Here is an 18,900-nt window from a genome sequence, read left to right on the forward strand (position 1 = left end):
GGTTGGCGGACCTTTCAGTGTGTCTTTAGACATGGGCCAGTACCCCAGCGTTTCACGCGTAGAGCAAACCACCAGTTAGACTGGTGGTTCTGATTTACTTATTTACGATAGTCTAGCAATAATGCCTTCTTCATCGTCTAGGACGAGTTCAATGCCTGTTGAAAATGGATCACCATGTAGGACATCTTTAATCCATACACGTAGTGCGCCAATCATTGCTGCTGTATCGAACATCTCGATTTGACCATTAACTTCAACTTCGGCACCAAAGCCTGTGTCATCATCGTATGTTAGTTCAACAAGTACATCCTCAGGGCGAATGTTTTTATAGTAGGCTTGTGATAAGCAAATTGCATTTATAATATCTTGCTCATTAATTACTTGTGCCATTGTGCTTCCTCTTTACGTTTTTTATCTTTAAACATATTAACAATTTTTACAACTAGCATTACGATAACCATGATGGCTGCAACGTTAATTAATAAGCCTAAAATATTACCAAGCATACCCATACCACTGAAAAGACTTCCGAAAAGTAAGCCAGCTAAGCCACCAAGCATTAAGCCTTTCATAAGGCCGCCTGAGAAGAAGCCACCTTTCTTAGCTGTTGAATCCGTTTTGTTTGTGTTTTTATTTGTTGTTGCATTATTTTGGTCTTTAGATTTATCCTGAGATTTTTGGAAATTTGAGCTATTGTTATTATTATTGTTTGAGAAGCCTTTTTTACCTGACTTATAGGATTTAGCTTCTGCAGTTGGTGTATCTGAGATGAACAATGTTGCACCAACAGTCGCAAACATAAGTGTCGCTGCAAAAAGAGCGGCAAGAATTTTTTTCATTACTTACATTCCTCCAATATAATTTTTAGTTTTGTAATAAACTAGTTCTTATATAGTAATTTTACATGAATCATCCCGAAAAATAAAATAATCGCTTTCATTAATTTAGGTATAACAACAAATTTGAACAAGTAGTGACAGTGTTAATCCACCAAATGTTGGACATGCATTACTTATATGTATGCCACGTATATCGTTAATTGGAGGTTGGACGCCGTAGCCAGTCGGAACGGAAATCAACCCCGAGTTATGATGATAAGCCCTAAAAATGGTATATAAAAAGAAAGGAGTGAAACGATGATTTCAACATTATTACTATTAATTTCAATTTTTTTAATGTTATATATAACGGAAAAAAGACGTTTTTTTAATGCAGTAGTTCTAGGTTTTTTAGGTTTATATATTTTAAGCACAATAATTAGTCACCCTTTATTTCTCCCAAATGAGCAGGGGATTATGCCGAAGATGGGTATAGTCATTATACTTGGAGGTTTCCCGAGTATGATGTTTATTTTATCGATAGCTACGTTTTTTAATAGTAAAATTTTACTTGAAAAAGAAGGACGTAAAGTACGAAATCTATTGTTGGCTGTTTTTGGCTTGAGCTTTTTTATCATGATGATTTGGTATGTATTTGTAATCTTTACGAATATCGAACATGAAATTTGGCATATTCTTTTCTTCTATGCATTTTTAGTTTTTGGCTATACAATGTTTTTATATACAAGCATAATGGCCTATGCCACGCTATATCATTTTACGCCTATCTTTTATGAGCCTAACTATATTATTGTGCTAGGGTCAGGACTAATCGGAGATAAAGTGCCACCACTTTTAGCTAGCCGTTTAGATGAGGCAGTAAAGCAATTTCAAAAATATGGTGAACGACCTTACATTATCGTCTCAGGTGGACAGGGCAGTGATGAGAAAGTATCAGAAGCATATGCTATGAAAAAATATATAGTTGACGAACATCAAATACCTGCTCAAAAAGTATTAATGGAAGATCAATCTACAAATACTGAACAAAATATGGCATTCTCCAAAAAAATTATGGATAAGCATGCTCATGGAAAAAAATATCGATCCTTATTCGTAACGAATAATTTTCATGTTTTTCGTGCAAGTATTTATGCCAAAAAGGCGAAGCTTGATGCACAAGGTGTTGGTTCGAAGACTGCCTTTTATTATGTACCTAATGCATTTACGCGTGAATTTATCGGCTTATTAGAAATGTATAAATGGATTCATGTCACTGTCTTTTTGTTCATTACATTGTTCATTGGATTAATCTTGAGAGCATATGTGTAACCAATTTAGAACTGTCTTCCATATAATAGTGGCAAGATAGAGTGCAAGGGGGGAAACGAATGTATGGGCAATTTTTAGCAAAACAAAATAAAGAGCGATTTGTATCCCTACAAAAGCTCACGCAAACACAAGATACATGGTTTGAGCAAAACATTAATTTGATAACAGTCGAACAAGTACAATTAGCAGCCTTGCACAAAATATTATATCAAGTTGTTCGAGGACTTTTGAAAAAAAATCAACAACGACACTTACAAATTATACATCCAGAACAGACACAGTCAGTACAGGAGAATGTGCTAACGCTTTTAGCTGAATATGATGATTTATTGCGTGATGCAATTCCACTCCCTATCTATATTTTTATTTGGCAAATTTCTTCACTGGAGAAGTTATCCAATTGCAATGAAGTTGTTGATGATGTACTTGATATATTGGAATGGTATTTTGTTCATCAAAATGAACAGGTTGAGGCGTTTGACGAAGAAGATCTAGATCATGAGGTAATCATTGACTTATACAAAGATGCCATCGAGGAACAGGATGCCGATGCACAATTTCAGCTTGGAGAATATTATAGTGCAATTGACGGCGAATATTTCCAACCAGAAAAGTCAGTAAAGTGGTTTGAGTTAGCGGCATCACAAGGTAATGCCGATGCACAATATGCACTTGGTAATTTTTATTTTGAAGGTATAGGCGTTCAAGAAAACTATAATATGGCTTTTTCATTGTATGAAGCTGCAGCGAAGCAAGGGCATCCAGATGCAGCAAATAATTTAGCAGATATGTATATTAACGGTGAGGGGGTACCAGAAAATTTGGTACTTGCGAAGAATTGGTTCGACTTCGCCGCTCAAAAAGGTGTGGCAGAGGCCATGTTTACACTCGGAATTATTTACGAGCAGGGATTAGGAATCGACAAAGACGAGGAGCAAGCATGTAGCTACTATAAAAAATCTGCAGAAGCAGGCTATGTTGAGGCACAATACAGGCTTGGAGGAATCTATTTAGAGGGACACTTAGGGCGACCTAAAGATGTGAACCGTGGATTATATTGGTATGAAAGAGCTGCAGAGCAATATCATGTCGATGCCTTTTATGATTTGGGCTTTATTTGGAGCCAAGGGTTAACAGGTATACGAAATATTGAAAAAGGTATTCATTGGTTTAAACAGGCTGCTCTTCAAGGAGATTTGGAGGCTAAATTACAACTAGGGCACATATACAATAAAGGGGAAGGGATAGCTAGAAATATTAAAGAGGCTATAAAGTGGTATGGACTTGCAGCAAATGCAGGAAGTGAGGAAGCTGCAAATTTACTACAAGAATTAAAAGGAATGTAAGTGTTTTTAATTAAAAAAACAGTAGGCATTTGGATTCGATTATCGACTTTTTTGTATAGACCTTAGGTATTTGTTTTAAGATATAAAATAGGTGTATATTACTATAATTAACTGATTGTAAAAATAGTAATATAATAAAGCGATAGTACTACAAACTAAAACAAGGAAAAATAAGCATAAAAAAACAGAGATGATGTAAATTGGCTACCCAAAAGTATTGTGGTAGCTTTTTTTCTACTTTGGACAATAAGTAAGATAATAGGTACTTTTGTACAATTGTTGGTAAAAAATGTATATATGAAAATTGACAGCTATTTATAAAATGTATAAGGTATATGAGGGATTTTGAAAGAGTAGTTAGTAACAGTATCTAATAGATTGTAGCCGGAAACAGAAATCAGCGTCATAATTAATGTAAATAGATAATGATGGCTAACTAACATCCTAGGTTTATCTCCAAAAGTTAGGGATGACATTTATTAAAACATATACTATATATAAGTTGATTGGAGTGTAGGATAGGTGACTACTTGGGGAATAGTGTCACAGATGGAGCCTTCCTGACCTCTTATATTTTAGGTGGACGGAATTAGATTTTTCTCAGCTTTTCAAAAGTACACGGCATGAAAGAGGGTAAATGTGTGATTTTTCAAAAACAGAGAAAGACAACGGCGTTAGATTTAGAGCAATACATTGTAAAAATGGATATAGCGAATTGCCATTCAATAAAAAAGCAAATTGATTTACTTAAATTGACAAAGCGGGATTTACAATATTTAAAAGCCTTTCAACCTTTTGTAGAAGGCAATATTGATAATATCGTTAATCGATTTTATGAAATGATTGTAACTGAACGAAGTTTAGTAGATATTATTAATAGACATAGTTCCGTGGAGAAGCTGAAAATTACATTACGACGTCATATTATTGAAATGTTTAATGGTACGATTGATGATGAATTTTATCAAAGACGAATTAAAATTGCTAAAGTGCATGTCCATATCGGGCTTAAAACACAATGGTATATTTGCGCCTTTCAAGATTTAACAGCATCATTTATCGATTTGGTTGAAGAACATATTAATCATCCAATGGATCAGCTTAATACAATTCGAGCCATCTCAAAAATTTCTAATTTTGAGCAACAGTTAGTTTTAGAGGCGTTTGAGCACACAATTGAACAACTTCATGAAAAAATGGAATGTAGAAAAGAAGCGATAGAGCAAGAAATCGTAGAGTCTTCGGAAGGTCTTGCCACAATATCTCAGGAAACGAACAATGCATTTCATCGCTTAAGTGGACAATCAGATGAGATTAAACAACTAGCGAAAAAATCACTTCAAGTGTCGACTATGGCTGAGAGTCAGGCATTAGAAGGTCGTGACCGATTAAAGAGTCAATCGCAAAATATGAGTAATATTATTTATTCGCTTGATGATATAGCGGAAAATATTACACAGTTGGCAGATATGTCAAAGGAAATGGAATCGATTATGAATGTTGTGACAAATATTGCTAATCAAACAAACTTGTTGGCTTTAAATGCGGCAATAGAAGCGGCACGTGCTGGAGAAGCGGGTAAAGGCTTTAGTGTTGTTGCAGATGAAGTACGGAAACTATCGATTCAAACAAAGGAATCTGTCACATCGGTAGCGACGTTACTACATAAAACGAATGAGCGGACAGATAAACTTGTTCATTCGCTTAGTAATATTCAAGAAGAGGTAGCCTCTGGTGAGGAAAATATGGTTCAAACGGAAGGACAATTTACTAACATATTAGAAGCTATGACCGAGGCTAAAGATCAAAATGGTCGGATGGAAAAAGAAATACAAACAATAGTAGAAGTACTAAGTGAATTAGGTATTGCCTTAAACGAAGTGAAAAATTCAGCTGGAAAATTAGCTAGCTTTACACAAAATTTAAATTAATTAAGAGATAAGCAAAAAACAAAGAAAATTGTTGTTTCCTATTTTTTTTAGGCGCTACTCACTTTAAGGCACAAATAACAATATATAAACTGTTAATATATAATATCCTTTAGATAGATTAAAGCCTCTAGCGAATACGTGCTATTTGAATATAGAAAAAAATGGAGCTATCCAATGCTGGATAGCTCCATTTTTGCTAAATTTGTAAAGGGTTTAACGTAATTTTTGATAAAAAAAGTTTATACTGAATAAAGAACTAAAAATAGGGGCGGTTAATATGAAAACAGTTGTTGTATTAGGTGGCGGAATTACGGGATTGTGTACGATGCATTATTTACAACGTCAAATTCAGGAGAAAAACTTAGATGTAAAACTTGTGCTTGTTGAAAAAAATACATACCTTGGTGGTAAGCTTCACTCTGCATATGAACAAGGCTTCATCATGGAAACAGGAGCAGATTCAATTGTGGCGCGTCATAAAGGTGTCATGGAGTTAGTAAAGGAACTTGATTTTGAACAAAATCTTGCGTACAACGAAACAGGTATTTCGTATATTTACACAAATAATGAGCTACATGCCATCCCAGCAGACTCAACGTTCGGTATTCCTATGAGCTTACTATCACTTGAGGAAAGCACGCTTGTATCAGAGGAAGGTAAAAAAGAAGCATTAAAGGATTTAACAATGCCAAATGAAGTGTTTACAAAGGAAAGTTCAATTGGAGAATTTTTAACGTATTATTTAGGAGAGGAGCTTGTTCAAAACCAAATAGCGCCCGTACTTGCAGGTGTATATTCTGGAGATCTAAATCAACTTTCAATTGCTTCCACTTTACCGTATTTAATCGATTACAAAAACGATTACGGTAGTATTATTAAAGGTTTCGATGCAAACAGAGAACAATTTTTAAAAGCTGCCAATAAAAAATTTATTTCATTTAAAAATGGTTTATCATCACTAATAGATCGACTTGAAGAAACACTAACGGATGTAGAAATTATAAAAGGGGTTGCCACTACTAATGTTAAAAAGCAGGAGAATCAATATTCTGTTACTTTAGCAAACGGTAAAATGATGGAGGCAAATCATGTTGTAATGGCACTGCCAAATGGAGCGGTACAAAGTTTATTGCAGGATGAATCTTTGAACTGCTACTTTGAACAATTCAATACTGCATCCGCCATTACGATTTACTTAGGATTTGACGTACCCGATAATAGATTACCCGCGGATGGAACAGGCTATATTGTGTCACATAATTCGGGTGTTATATGTAATGCAGCAACGTGGACAAGTCGCAAATGGAAACACACCTCAGTAGAAGGGAAATTACTTGTACGACTGTTTTATAAGAGCATTAACCCTGAGTATGAGAGATTGCGTATGATGACAGATGAAGAGTTAGCAGCTGTTGCTCTAGAGGATGTAAGAAAAAGCTTGGGCATTGAGGAAAAACCAACTGTTGTTGACGTGACAAAATGGATCGACCAGATGCCAAAGTATGACTTGGCACATCGTGAAGCGTTGCAAGGTCTTGTACAAGAGCTTGAGAAAAACTATCCAAATTTATCTATAGCGGGATGCTCTTATTTTGGAGTAGGCATAGGTGCATGTATTCAAAATGGTAAAAAAATTGGTGAGGAACTTGCTGGAAAACTATCGTAATTGTTTAAAATAAATCAAAATATAATATTTTTCGTAAAAATTATCCTTTGTTCTGTGAAATAGTCTTGACTCAATCATTCGTAAAGGATATGATTCTTTTAATTATTTAAAAAATTCATACTAAATTCTTATCAAGAGAAGCTGAGGGACTGGCCCTATGAAGCTTCAGCAACCAACTTTTTGTCAGGTGCTAAATCCAGAAGACCGTTGTGTCGAAGATGAGAAGGAAAAACAATTACGAAACGACGTAAAAGCCTTCTTTTTTTATGAAAGAAGGCTTTTTTATTTAACTTCTTTCAGCAGAAGTCTCCCACCTATATAGGTGGTGAGATGAATGCGGATTTAAGTTACTTTTCAGCGGGTATCCATATATCCGCTGAAAGAAGTTAAAGCCTCCGGCGGATGTCACGTAATCGGAAAGGAGTTCTTAGAGGATGTTAGCCTAAAATCATCGCATCCATGCGATAACGGCTAACTGGCCTGCATCGTGCAGGCCTAAGCACAAAGCCGATTCCGGACGCAATTATGCCGAGGCATAATTGATAAAGATAAGGGAAGAGAGGCTAGTTTTATGGGATTGCTTGAAAGGTTAAAAACGCATGTTCTTACAGCGGATGGCGCAATTGGTACGGTTTTATACGGCTATGGCTTGGAGTACTGCCATGAGGAAATGAATGTACAGAGACCTGAATTAATTGAAAAGATTCATAGAGAATATATAGCAGCTGGTGCCGATATTATTCAAACGAACACTTACGGAGCTAATGCCATAAAATTAGCCCGTTATGGATTAGAATCTCGTGTGCAGCAGTTTAATGAAGCCGCTATAACGATTGCAAAACGAGCAGCGGCAGATGGTGGACAATTTGTCTTAGGTACTATTGGAGGAATCCGTGGTATTCGTAAAAGTGACGCATCGTTAGAGGGAATTTTAGCAACAGTTGATGAGCAGGCAACTGTTTTACTTGCAGGAAATCCAGATGGTCTTTTACTTGAAACTTATTATGATTTTGAAGAGCTAACAGCGACTTTAACAATGCTACGAGGTAAAACGAAATTACCGATTATTGCTCAAGTTTCTATGCACGAACCCGGAATTTTGCAAAATGGAATGAGCTTAAATAACGCCTTACATAAACTTGAAGCGCTAGGTGCTGATATCGTTGGTGTTAACTGTCGTTTAGGCCCTCACCATACTATACAAGCATTCGAAGGGGTAGAGCTTCCTAAGAAGGCATTTATGTCAGCATATCCGAACGCCTCTCTCCTTGATTTGGAGGATGGCCGTGTCGTATATGAGTCAGAGGCAGATTATTTTGGTCGAGCAGCTGTAGAGCTTCGTGATCAGGGGGTACGTTTAATTGGTGGCTGCTGTGGTACGACACCAAAGCATATTGCTGCAGCGAAAAAGTACTTAGAGGAGCTATCCCCGGTCGAGGAAAAGTATGCAAAGCCAGAAAAAGTAGAGGTTGTACGTGAGGCAGAGCCAGCAAATTATGAGCCATTACATGTAAAAGTAAAACGTGAACGCTCAGTAATAGTGGAGTTAGATACACCAAGACATTTAGAGATCGAAGGCTTTATTGAAGGTGCAAAAAAAATATATGAGGCGGGCGCGGATGTAGTCATGATGGCCGATAATTCACTTGCTTCTCCAAGGATTAGTAATGTCGCAATGGGAGCCTTACTGAAAGAAACACACGGGGTACGCCCGTTGACACATATAACATGCCGAGATCGTAATTTAATTGGTCTTCAATCACATTTAATGGGATTAAATGCACTAGGGATTCATGATATTTTAGCAGTTACTGGAGATCCGACAAAGGTAGGCGATTTCCCAGGAGCAACTAGCGTTTATGATGTATCTTCAATGGAGCTCATCCAATTAATAAAACAGTTAAATGAAGGTGTATCGTTTTCAGGGAAACCACTTCGTAAAAAGGCGAATTTCTCTGTAGCGGCTGCCTTTAATCCTAACGTACGTGTGCTCGATCGCGCTGTCTCTCGATTAGAAAAGAAAATTGAACATGGGGCAGATTATTTTATTTCACAGCCTGTTTATACAAAGGAAAAAATCGTGGAAATTTACGAGGCGACAAAGCATTTAGAAACACCAATTTATATAGGTATTATGCCAGTAACTAGCTATAAAAGTGCGGAGTTCTTACATCATGAAGTGCCAGGCATCAAACTATCTGATGATGCGTTAGCACGTATGAAGGCTTGTGGTGAAGATAAGGAACGCGCAACACTAGAAGGGATTGCAATTGCCAAGGAATTAGTAGAAGTAGCAACGGAATATTTCAATGGTATTTACCTCATCACACCATTTTTACGCTACGATATGACACTAGAATTAATGAAATTTATTGAGCAATTGGATGAACAGAAAAAAGGGGTAAGTATAAATGGCTAAGCACTTGATTGAAGAGCAACTAGAGAAACGAATTTTAATTCTTGATGGCGCAATGGGTACAATGCTACAAAATGAAAATTTATCAGCAGAGGATTTTGGCGGCGAGGAATATGATGGCTGTAATGAAAATCTCGTGCTAACTAGACCAGATGTGCTTGAAAAGGTTCATAGAAAATATTTAGAGGCTGGAGCAGATATTATTTGTACAAATACATTTGGAGGTACACCACTTGTATTAAATGAATATGATCTTGGTACGAAGGCAGAAGAAATCAATAAACGTGCTGTAGAAATTGCACGCAAAGTAGTGGATGAGTTTTCAACATCCGATTGGCCACGTTTTGTTGCGGGGGCTATGGGACCAACTACAAAAACCTTGTCGGTTACAGGTGGTATTACATTCGATGAGTTAGAGGAAAACTTTTATGTTCAGGCAAAGGCATTAATCGAAGCAGGATCGGACGTCCTATTGCTAGAAACTAGTCAGGATATGCTAAATGTTAAGGCGGGGACATTGGGGATATCTCGTGCCTTTGAAGCAACTGGAAAAGAGCTACCTGTAATGATATCGGGAACAATTGAACCGATGGGAACGACACTGGCTGGTCAAACAATTGATGCTTTTTACATTTCTATTGAGCATATTAAACCATTGTCAGTGGGCTTAAACTGTGCGACTGGACCAGAGTTTATGACTGATCATATCCGTTCACTAGCAGAGCTTTCAACAGGCTATATTAGCTGTTATCCGAATGCAGGCTTACCTGACGAGGAAGGCTGCTATCATGAATCACCTGAATCACTGTCACAGAAGCTAAAAGGCTTTGCAGAAAAGGGCTGGCTGAATATAGTTGGAGGATGCTGTGGTACAACGCCAGCACATATTACTGCTATTCGAGAGGTACTAAAATCCGAAAAGCCTCGCCAATTACCAGATGCAACACATGGTCATGTAGTATCAGGTATAGAGCCATTAGTGTATGACGATTCTATGCGTCCATTATTTATTGGGGAACGGACAAATGTAATCGGCTCTCGTAAGTTTAAAAATTTAATTATTGATGGGAAGTTTGAGGAAGCAGCAGAAATTGCTCGAGCTCAGGTGAAAAATGGAGCACATGTTATCGATATATGTTTAGCAAATCCTGACCGCGATGAACTAGCGGATATGCGTGGCTTTATGCAGGAGGTTGTAAAAAAAGTAAAAGTACCTCTTGTTATTGACTCGACAGATGAAAAAATAATTGAGGAAGCACTTAAGTTTTCTCAAGGGAAAGCCATCATTAATTCTATTAACTTAGAGGATGGCGAGGAGCGTTTTGACGCAGTTTTACCGTTAGTGAAAAAATATGGTGCCTCTTTAGTTGTGGGTACAATTGATGAGCAAGGCATGGCAGTTGATCGATATCGCAAGCTAGAGATTGCTGAGCGTTCATATAAACTGTTAACAGAAAAATGGGGTATTGCTCCTGAAGATATTATTTTTGACCCACTAATGTTCCCTGTAGGTACAGGAGATGAACAGTATATTGGCTCAGCGCTTGAAACAGTGGAAGGAATTCGCCTTATTAAAGAAAAATTGCCACGTACATTAACGGTGCTTGGTGTAAGTAATATTTCGTTCGGATTACCACCAGTAGGTCGTGAAGTATTAAATGCTGTGTATTTATATCACTGTACACAGGCTGGTTTAGATTATGCAATTGTTAATACGGAGAAGCTAGAACGCTATGCATCCATTCCTGAGGAGGAAATTAAGCTAGCCAATGATTTACTCTTTAATACAAATGATGAAACATTAGCTGTCTTCACGGATTTCTATCGTGATAAAAAGAAGGAAAAAACAGAGGCGGATATACCGAAAACAGTAGAAGGTCGCTTAGCCTACTATATTTTAGAAGGTACAAAGGAAGGGCTTATTGAAGATTTAGAGGCTGCTCGTGAAATTTTCGAAACACCGCTTGATATTATTAATGGACCTTTAATGGATGGTATGGCAGAGGTTGGCCGCTTATTTAACGATAATCAGCTCATCGTAGCAGAAGTATTACAATCAGCAGGGGTTATGAAGGCAGCAGTAGCACATTTAGAGCAATTTATGGAGAAAGATGAAGAGAGTGCTGGCAAGGGTAAAATGGTACTTGCTACTGTAAAAGGCGATGTGCATGATATTGGGAAAAACCTTGTCGATATTATTTTAAGTAATAATGGCTATAAAGTGATTGATCTGGGTATTAAAGTAACACCTGCCCAGTTAATAGAAGCAATTCGCAAGGAGAAGCCAGATTTCATCGGGCTTTCAGGCTTACTTGTAAAATCAGCACAGCAAATGGTTATTACAGCTCAGGATTTCAAGGAAGCGGGTATTGACGTACCTATTTTAGTAGGGGGGGCGGCATTATCTCGTCGCTTTACTGAAACAAAAATCGCAGGCGAATATAATGGGCCTGTCATTTATTCAAAGGATGCGATGCAAGGATTAGAGCAGGTAAACCGGTTAATGGGGACAGATACACGTGCGGATTTCTTAATTGAAATTGAGGAATCTCGCAAAAAACGCTTAGAGGCAGACGAAAAAAGAGCGGCTCGCCCTGCAAAAGAAGTAACTGTAAAGCCTGTACGCACGGTAAAGGAAGCGTCTGTCTTTCTTCCAGCTGATTTGCGACGCCATGTAAAGAAAGAATATGCTGTTTCGCATTTATATCCATATGTTAATATGCGGACATTACTAGGACATCACCTAGGTTTAAAGGGTCAAGTACAGCAATTACTTGATGCTGGCGATACAAGAGCAACGGAGTTAAAAGATTTAGTCGACGATTATTTACAAAGTGATCTATTGAAACCATCAGGTATGTATCAGTTTTTCCCTGCACAAGCCGATGGGGATGATGTAGTCGTTTATGATCCAGCAGATAGCAAGACAGAAATTGAACGATTTACTTTTCCGCGTCAGCAAGTTGAACCGTTTTTATGTCTTGCAGATTTCCTAAAAACAGTTGAAAGCGGTGAAATAGACTATATTGCCTTAATGGTGGTAACGGCAGGACAAGGGGTTATGGCGAAGGCTCGTCAGCTAAAAGAGGAAGGGAAATTCCTTGAAAGTCATGCATTACAATCTACAGCCCTTGAGCTTGCGGAAGGCTTTGCCGAACGTATGCACCAAGAAATTCGTGACCAGTGGGGCTTCCCAGATGCGACAGAATTTACGATGCGTGATCGTTTCGCGGCAAAATATCAAGGACAGCGCTTCTCATTCGGCTATCCAGCATGTCCGAACTTAGAGGATCAAGTGAAATTGTTTGGCTTATTAAAACCAGAGGACATTGGTGTGCATTTAACGGAAGGCTTTATGATGGAACCAGAAGCTTCTGTTTCAGCAATCGTCTTTGCACATCCAGATGCTCGATATTTTAATGTATAATGCTAGAAAAAGTGGTGTAACTTTATGTATAGTAATTAGCCCTTTTAAAGTTGGGACGTGAGCATGATGATTCGATTAATGGAAGAAAAAGATTTACCTGAGGTTTTAGATATTTACAATGATATTATTTTAACGAGCAAAGCCGTTTATCGATATGAAACACAATCGTTAGAAGAAAAAAGACAATGGTTCAAGGAGCAGCAAACAATCGGTAATCCACTGCTAGTCTTTGACGAAAATGGCAATGTAGCTGGCTTTGCAACATATAGTCAGTTCCGTCCATATCCGGGTTATAAGCACACAATGGAGCACTCTGTATATGTGCATAAGGATCATTATCAAAAGGGGATAGCGTCACAATTAATGCGTGAGCTTATTCGAATTGCTCAAGAGCAAGGTGTGAAGACACTCGTAGCGGGAATTGATGGTGAAAACAACGGAAGCATTAAAGTACATGAAAAACTAGGCTTTGAATATGCAGGTACAATAAAAAATGCAGGCTATAAATTTGAACAGTGGCTAGATCTTGTATTTTATCAGCTACAGTTAACTGGACCAAAAGCATAAAAAAGGTATGACATGTCTATCCTTTCAGACAGAAGACAAACTCTATGTTATTTGCATAAAGCAATATAATAATTTAATTGTGAGACCCCGACATTCAGCATTTTGTGAGGAACGTCGAAAAGTATTATTTTCCTCCAAAGTGAGGCTTACCTATTAAGCTATTGATGAGGAGCTGTTGATTTTTCACGGAGAGTGGCGACTCCTGCGGGATAAGCTTGCGCTGAAAGGATATGACAAATGTCATATCCTTTTTATGATGTTTGAGTCTGTTGCTTGATTATGCTCTTGTTTTATGATGAGGTCATAAGGAAAAGGAAACGAGGGAGTAAAAATGATGGCAACGGATAAAGAAAAAACAAAAAGACTGCGCCAGGATGTAGCACCTTTTGCGAAATCTGATACAGTTAAAAGTATTTTTCAAATGGTGAATACGATTGTACCCTTAATCGCTCTATGGGTAGCTGGCTATATGTTAATGGATATTTCACCATGGCTAACAGTTGGGTTAAGTGTAATTTCTGCTGGCTTTGTCGTACGAGTATTTATTATTTTCCATGATTGTACACACGGTTCATTTTTCAAAAGTAAAAAAGCAAACGACTGGGTTGGTTTTGTAACTGGAGTGTTAACATCATTCCCATACGAAAAATGGAAGCGTGAACATACAATTCACCACGCAACTAGTTCGAACTTAGACAAGCGTGGTATCGGTGATATTGATATGATGACAGTTGAAGAATTTTTACAAGCATCTAAAGGACAACGTTTATGGTATCGTTTTTACCGTAATCCGTTTGTGATGTTCGGTTTAGGCCCATTATTTATGGTGTTAATACTAAACCGTTTTAATCGTAAGGACGCTAGACAGAAGGAACGTTTTAACACATATTTAACGAATGTCGTTATTGCCGGAATTTGTATATCTTTAGTTTACTTTATGGGTTGGCAAGCATTTTTATTAGTACAGGGTGTAACATTATTTATTGCTGGTTCTCTGGGTATTTGGTTATTCTATATCCAACATACGTACGAGGACTCTTATTTTGAGCATGATAAAGAATGGGATTATGTAAAGGCTGCTGTCGAAGGTAGCTCATATTATAAATTACCAAAGTTATTACAATGGGCTACAGGCAATATCGGCTTCCACCATGTACATCATTTAGCCCCCCGTGTACCAAACTATAATCTTGAAAAGGCGCATAATGAAATACCGCCATTACACACTGCAACGACTATTACGTTACGTACAAGCTTAGAATCATTACGCTATAAGTTATATGATGAAGATCAAGGTAAGTTTGTCACTTTTAAAGACGTTAGTGAAATAATTAAACGAAAAGCAAAAGGCAGTGTTGCTGCTTAGTAGAATTTTTTCAGCCATCTCTTCTAAGGGATGGCTGTTTTACATAAATGAGTTGTATATTGCAGATGACGCAATTATTGGGCTTATCACCAAAAGTTGTGGATGACATTTTTAAGACGTAGCTTGTATATAAGTTGATTGGAGTGGAGATTGGGCGACTCCTCAGGGATCAACCTCACGTTATGAAAATGAGCCAATTACTACAAAAAAGTGTCATTATATGGATAATGCCTTAGTAACCATATGCAGGCATAAAATTAATTTTCTTGTTATAATAAGGGAAAAGTAGGAAAGAGCGTGAGATTATGTTGAGGAAATCGCACAGTATTATTCCGAATAGTCCGATGCTCAGTATATATTTATGGATTATTTTCTGTTTCCTACCGTTTTTCTTCATTTTTAGAAAATCATCCTATATAGAAATATCTATAGGTATTACATTTCTAATGCTATATTTTATTTTCTATCGGTTTTCCATGAATTCGAAAAACGGTCTTGTTTATATGTGGATTAGTTTTGAAATGGTCATTAATATCGTTATGACCATATTATATGGCTATGTGTATTTATCAATTTTCACAGCTTTCTTCATTGGAAATATTCGTAAACCTGTTGGCTTCTATATTATGTATGGACTACATATTGGCTTTACGGTTATTTCTACAGGTGTTGGCTTTTTCGTTGAGCTACACTTATTTTTATCACAACTACCATTTGTTGTTTTAACAATTCTAGCGGTTGTGCTTCTCCCGCTAACGATTTATTCAAAAAATAAACGTGAAAATTTAGAGGGTCAGCTTGAGACTGCTAATGAACGAATAGCTGAGTTAATTGTTTTTGAGGAACGCCAACGTATTGCTCGGGATTTACATGATACACTCGGTCAAAAGTTATCGATGATAGGCTTAAAAAGTGACTTGGCTTCAAGATTAATTGAACGTGATCCACAGCAAGCTTTGACAGAGATTAAGGATATTCGTCAAACGGCCAGTATCGCATTAAAAGAGGTACGTGAATTAGTATCGGATATGCGAACAGCTAGGTTTGAGGATGAGCTTATGCGTATTTCTCAAATATTAAAGGCTGCTGAAATGGAGTTTGTATTTGAAGGTGATAAAGATTCTTTACAAGTTCCACCACTTGTAGAAAATGTATTATCTATGTGCTTAAAAGAGGCAGTTAATAATGTCGTAAAGCATAGTGGTGCTACAAAATGTGAAATTGCCTTCCATCAAAATTTTAAGGAAGTATATTTAGTTGTTCGTGATAATGGGCAAGGGATCACCAAAAAGCAAGCTTGGAAGACGGGTAACGGATTAAAGGGAATGCGAGAACGTTTAGAGTTTATAAACGGTTCTTTTAAAATCGAAAGTGAAGATGGCACTACATTAACAGTGTCGATTCCAGTGGCGATTACGCATCAGAAGGTCAAAGAAAATCTGAAGAACATATAGAAAAGAGGGTATGACATGATACGAATTGTAATTGCTGAAGATCAGGGTATGCTATTAGGCGCACTTCGTTCATTACTTAGTATGGAGGATGATATGGAGGTCGTCGGCTTAGCAAAAAATGGTGAGGAAGCATTGGCGCTTGTTGAAGAGTATCAGCCTGACATTTGTGTTATGGATATTGAAATGCCAGTGAAAACTGGATTGGATGCTGCCGAGGAACTTCATTGCACAGGTTCTGATTGTAAAGTGATTATATTAACAACATTTGCAAGGCCGGGTTATTTTGAGCGTGCAAGAAAAGCTAGTGTTCGTGGCTATCTCCTAAAGGAGAGTCCGATAGAAGAATTGGTCAGCGCTATTCGCACTATTATGGACGGCAAAAGAATATATGCGCCTGAACTCGTTGATTTTGTTTATGAGGATGATAGTGAAAATCCTTTAACTGACCGTGAGAGCCAAGTACTGACACTTGTTGCAGAGGGGAAGACGACAAAAGAAATTGCCGCAGAATTATTTTTATCGGCAGGGACTGTCCGCAACTATATCTCCACTATTTTAGAAAAATTAAATGTTGGGAATCGTATTGAAGCCATTGCACGTTTTAAGGAAAAAGGGTGGAATAAGTAATCAACACTTATACCTAAGAAAAAATAAGAAAAAAATAGACAAAAGGCATTGAACGATTTAAATTCAGTGCCTTTTGTAATTATAAAAGAATAATTGGTATTGTATATTTTGACTACTAATGATAATATTTAGTAAATATAAAACGTTTTAATGGGAAGGATGGAAATAATTATGGTAAAAATCACGAAAATTACTTCAATAGCTTTTTTAGCAACAACATTTGTCGTGACAAGCGCAAATCCTTCAGCCGTTTTGGCTGCAAGCAACGATATAGTTGAGACAGAGTCATCTATCCCATTAGAAAGTAGTATGGATAAAGCTGTTCAGGCAGCATTAGTTGGACCTGAAATCAAAAAACTAAATGTACTAGGTCATGAATTTAATATAAAACCTGTTTCTATTACGAAAAAGGATCATCTAACAGTTGTAAATGGGCAAATCTCCCATCACTTAAGCTGGCGTCCAGATGATCAGTTATACTATCGTATTGAAAAAGAGAATGGAGAAGTAAAACAAGTGGAGATCAAAATTGATCGAGGCGGATGGACAAGTTTATCTGCTCCATTTATTGCCACATTGGCGCAAAAAAATGATATCCCGATTACGCTAGAAATGATCCAAGAGCTTGGGCAAAAATTAGGTAGTCTTATTGATGGTAAATGGGAGTATGCAACAGAAGCCATTGTTTCAACCATTGCTTTACATGTTGAATAATATAAAACTTTAATCAGTGGGGCTTTTCATCACCCTCACTGATTATTTTTATTACACGTTTTTAACGGACTTCCGATAAATGGAATTACTCTTGCGAGAACAACAGATAAACTGAGAATCTGAAATAAAGCAGTGAGTGAGGGAAGCGGTTTAGTGTTTGCCTGTGGAAAGTACGTTCTTGAAAGAATAAAGCCAGAAGCTTATTCAATTAAGCTTCTGGCTTCTTTATGTTAGACCTTATTTTTTACGTTTTGTTAAACGTCCAAGAACGAATGCACCTGCTGCTACAGCAAGGACTGTGTTCGTTTTTTTCGTAAATACTTGTTTTGTAACAAGATTAAGATTTTGAGGACGCTCCGCTAAACGGCGCATAAAGTAGCCGTACCAATCTTCGCCGAATGGTACATATACACAGAAGTTATAGCCTTCTTTTGCAAGCTCTTTTTGCATATCTGTACGGAAGCCGTAAAGCATTTGGAATTCGAATTTATCAAGTGGAATATTATTGTCAGCTACAAAACGTTTTACGTGTGCAATAACATTATGGTCATGTGTTGCGATGGACGTAAATTTACCATGTAGTAAATGATATTCGATTAACTCGATGAAATTTAAATCAATATCTAATTTATCTTGGAAAGCAACCTCTACAGGCTCCTTATAAGCACCTTTTACGATACGAAGGCGATAGTCCTTGAATTTTTCGATATCGTCCTTAGCACGGTAAAAATAAGATTGGATAACAGTGCCAACATTATTAAACGTTTTGGATAGCTCTTCCACCATATCAAAGGATGTTTGTAAACGACCGTAGTCTTCCATGTCAAAGTTAACGAATATATCATATGCTGCTGCTTTTTCTACAATTTCATATAAATTATCGTAGCAAAAATCAACATCAATATCTAAACCTAATTGAGATGGCTTTAATGAAATATGTGCATCAACGCCGTTTTCATGAATAGCCTCAATAACAGCAAGGATTTGTTCTTTAGCTTTTGTTGCTTCTTCTTCAGTTGAAACAAATTCCCCTAAATTATCTACTGTACAAGAGATTTTATGTGCGTTAAGCTCTTTGATGCTCGCAATCGTTTCTTCAACATTTGTACCAGCTACTACACTTTGTGCTCCTAATTTTAGTCCGTATTTTTTTGCAGTACTATTTAATAGTTGGTTTTCAGATAAATGGATGAAAAAATCGCGTAATAACATGGTCATTCTCCTCACTGCATTTCT

The 18,900-nt window shown here is 37.1% G+C and carries 14 protein-coding genes and 1 riboswitch; of the genes, 11 read left to right on the forward strand and 3 right to left on the reverse strand.

All coding sequences use genetic code 11. The features are described 5' to 3' along the window. Positions 1-102 precede the first annotated feature (102 nt). Positions 103-390, reverse strand: coding sequence for a DUF2653 family protein (locus ACQKOF_RS22120; protein WP_427561801.1), 288 nt, complete (start codon positions 388-390; stop codon positions 103-105). Beyond that, positions 378-839, reverse strand: a complete 462-nt coding sequence (locus ACQKOF_RS22125) for a hypothetical protein (RefSeq protein WP_370047216.1) — start codon at positions 837-839, stop codon at positions 378-380. The genes ACQKOF_RS22120 and ACQKOF_RS22125 overlap by 13 nt, the downstream gene beginning before the upstream one ends. A 297-nt stretch (positions 840-1,136) precedes the next feature. Between ACQKOF_RS22125 and ACQKOF_RS22130 the strand changes: the two genes are divergently transcribed. From ACQKOF_RS22130 to ACQKOF_RS22180, 11 genes are all read left to right on the forward strand, one after another. After that, positions 1,137-2,150, forward strand: coding sequence for a YdcF family protein (locus ACQKOF_RS22130; RefSeq protein WP_427561804.1), 1,014 nt, complete (start codon positions 1,137-1,139; stop codon positions 2,148-2,150). A gap of 59 nt (positions 2,151-2,209) precedes the next feature. Beyond that, positions 2,210-3,496: an SEL1-like repeat protein gene (locus tag ACQKOF_RS22135; protein ID WP_427561807.1), complete on the forward strand. Its 1,287-nt coding sequence runs from the start codon at positions 2,210-2,212 to the stop codon at positions 3,494-3,496. A gap of 641 nt (positions 3,497-4,137) precedes the next feature. Further along, positions 4,138-5,427, forward strand: coding sequence for a protoglobin domain-containing protein (locus ACQKOF_RS22140; RefSeq protein ID WP_427561810.1), 1,290 nt, complete (start codon positions 4,138-4,140; stop codon positions 5,425-5,427). Positions 5,428-5,704: 277 nt separating this feature from the next. Next, positions 5,705-7,093 carry a protoporphyrinogen oxidase gene (locus tag ACQKOF_RS22145; RefSeq protein ID WP_427561812.1) on the forward strand — a complete coding sequence of 463 codons (1,389 nt, stop codon included), beginning with the start codon at positions 5,705-5,707 and terminating at the stop codon, positions 7,091-7,093. A 125-nt stretch (positions 7,094-7,218) separates the two neighbouring features. Further along, positions 7,219-7,318: riboswitch (SAM riboswitch) on the forward strand. Between the two features lie 346 nt (positions 7,319-7,664). Further along, entirely contained in the window at positions 7,665-9,512 is a 1,848-nt protein-coding gene (locus ACQKOF_RS22150; protein WP_427561815.1) for a bifunctional homocysteine S-methyltransferase/methylenetetrahydrofolate reductase, read from the forward strand. Further along, positions 9,505-12,936 (forward strand): methionine synthase, encoded by a 3,432-nt coding sequence (gene metH / locus ACQKOF_RS22155; protein ID WP_427561818.1) that lies wholly within the window; start codon positions 9,505-9,507, stop codon positions 12,934-12,936. The genes ACQKOF_RS22150 and metH overlap by 8 nt, the downstream gene beginning before the upstream one ends. A gap of 66 nt (positions 12,937-13,002) precedes the next feature. Next, on the forward strand, positions 13,003-13,503 hold the full coding sequence (locus ACQKOF_RS22160; RefSeq protein ID WP_427561889.1) for an N-acetyltransferase family protein: 501 nt from the start codon (positions 13,003-13,005) through the stop codon (positions 13,501-13,503). A gap of 334 nt (positions 13,504-13,837) precedes the next feature. Then, entirely contained in the window at positions 13,838-14,869 is a 1,032-nt protein-coding gene (locus ACQKOF_RS22165; protein WP_427561821.1) for a fatty acid desaturase, read from the forward strand. Positions 14,870-15,174: 305 nt separating this feature from the next. Next, entirely contained in the window at positions 15,175-16,323 is a 1,149-nt protein-coding gene (locus ACQKOF_RS22170; protein WP_427561824.1) for a sensor histidine kinase, read from the forward strand. 15 nt (positions 16,324-16,338) lie between these two features. After that, the gene (locus ACQKOF_RS22175) at positions 16,339-16,950 is read left to right on the forward strand and encodes a response regulator (RefSeq protein ID WP_427561827.1); all 612 of its coding nucleotides are present in this window, start codon (positions 16,339-16,341) and stop codon (positions 16,948-16,950) included. A gap of 171 nt (positions 16,951-17,121) precedes the next feature. Next, entirely contained in the window at positions 17,122-17,664 is a 543-nt protein-coding gene (locus ACQKOF_RS22180) for a methyltransferase (protein ID WP_427561830.1), read from the forward strand. Positions 17,665-17,901: 237 nt separating this feature from the next. Here the strand turns inward: ACQKOF_RS22180 and ACQKOF_RS22185 are convergent, their stop codons facing one another. Beyond that, a complete protein-coding gene (locus tag ACQKOF_RS22185) occupies positions 17,902-18,876 on the reverse strand; it encodes a proline dehydrogenase family protein (RefSeq protein WP_427561833.1) in 975 nt (324 codons plus the stop codon). Positions 18,877-18,900 lie beyond the last annotated feature (24 nt).

The organism is Lysinibacillus sp. NPDC093190 (genome assembly GCF_050280425.1).
Lineage (GTDB): Bacteria > Bacillota > Bacilli > Bacillales_A > Planococcaceae > Lysinibacillus.

What these genes read in the sequence shown, in the direction of transcription:
- ACQKOF_RS22120 (WP_427561801.1), bottom strand. Translation starts at nt 390, where the DNA reads ATGGCACAAGTAATTAATGAGCAAGATATTATAAATGCAATTTGCTTA.
- ACQKOF_RS22125 (WP_370047216.1), bottom strand. Translation starts at nt 839, where the DNA reads ATGAAAAAAATTCTTGCCGCTCTTTTTGCAGCGACACTTATGTTTGCG.
- ACQKOF_RS22130 (WP_427561804.1), top strand. Translation starts at nt 1,137, where the DNA reads ATGATTTCAACATTATTACTATTAATTTCAATTTTTTTAATGTTATAT.
- ACQKOF_RS22135 (WP_427561807.1), top strand. Translation starts at nt 2,210, where the DNA reads ATGTATGGGCAATTTTTAGCAAAACAAAATAAAGAGCGATTTGTATCC.
- ACQKOF_RS22145 (WP_427561812.1), top strand. Translation starts at nt 5,705, where the DNA reads ATGAAAACAGTTGTTGTATTAGGTGGCGGAATTACGGGATTGTGTACG.
- ACQKOF_RS22150 (WP_427561815.1), top strand. Translation starts at nt 7,665, where the DNA reads ATGGGATTGCTTGAAAGGTTAAAAACGCATGTTCTTACAGCGGATGGC.
- metH (WP_427561818.1), top strand. Translation starts at nt 9,505, where the DNA reads ATGGCTAAGCACTTGATTGAAGAGCAACTAGAGAAACGAATTTTAATT.
- ACQKOF_RS22160 (WP_427561889.1), top strand. Translation starts at nt 13,003, where the DNA reads ATGATTCGATTAATGGAAGAAAAAGATTTACCTGAGGTTTTAGATATT.
- ACQKOF_RS22165 (WP_427561821.1), top strand. Translation starts at nt 13,838, where the DNA reads ATGGCAACGGATAAAGAAAAAACAAAAAGACTGCGCCAGGATGTAGCA.
- ACQKOF_RS22170 (WP_427561824.1), top strand. Translation starts at nt 15,175, where the DNA reads ATGTTGAGGAAATCGCACAGTATTATTCCGAATAGTCCGATGCTCAGT.
- ACQKOF_RS22175 (WP_427561827.1), top strand. Translation starts at nt 16,339, where the DNA reads ATGATACGAATTGTAATTGCTGAAGATCAGGGTATGCTATTAGGCGCA.
- ACQKOF_RS22180 (WP_427561830.1), top strand. Translation starts at nt 17,122, where the DNA reads ATGGTAAAAATCACGAAAATTACTTCAATAGCTTTTTTAGCAACAACA.
- ACQKOF_RS22185 (WP_427561833.1), bottom strand. Translation starts at nt 18,876, where the DNA reads ATGTTATTACGCGATTTTTTCATCCATTTATCTGAAAACCAACTATTA.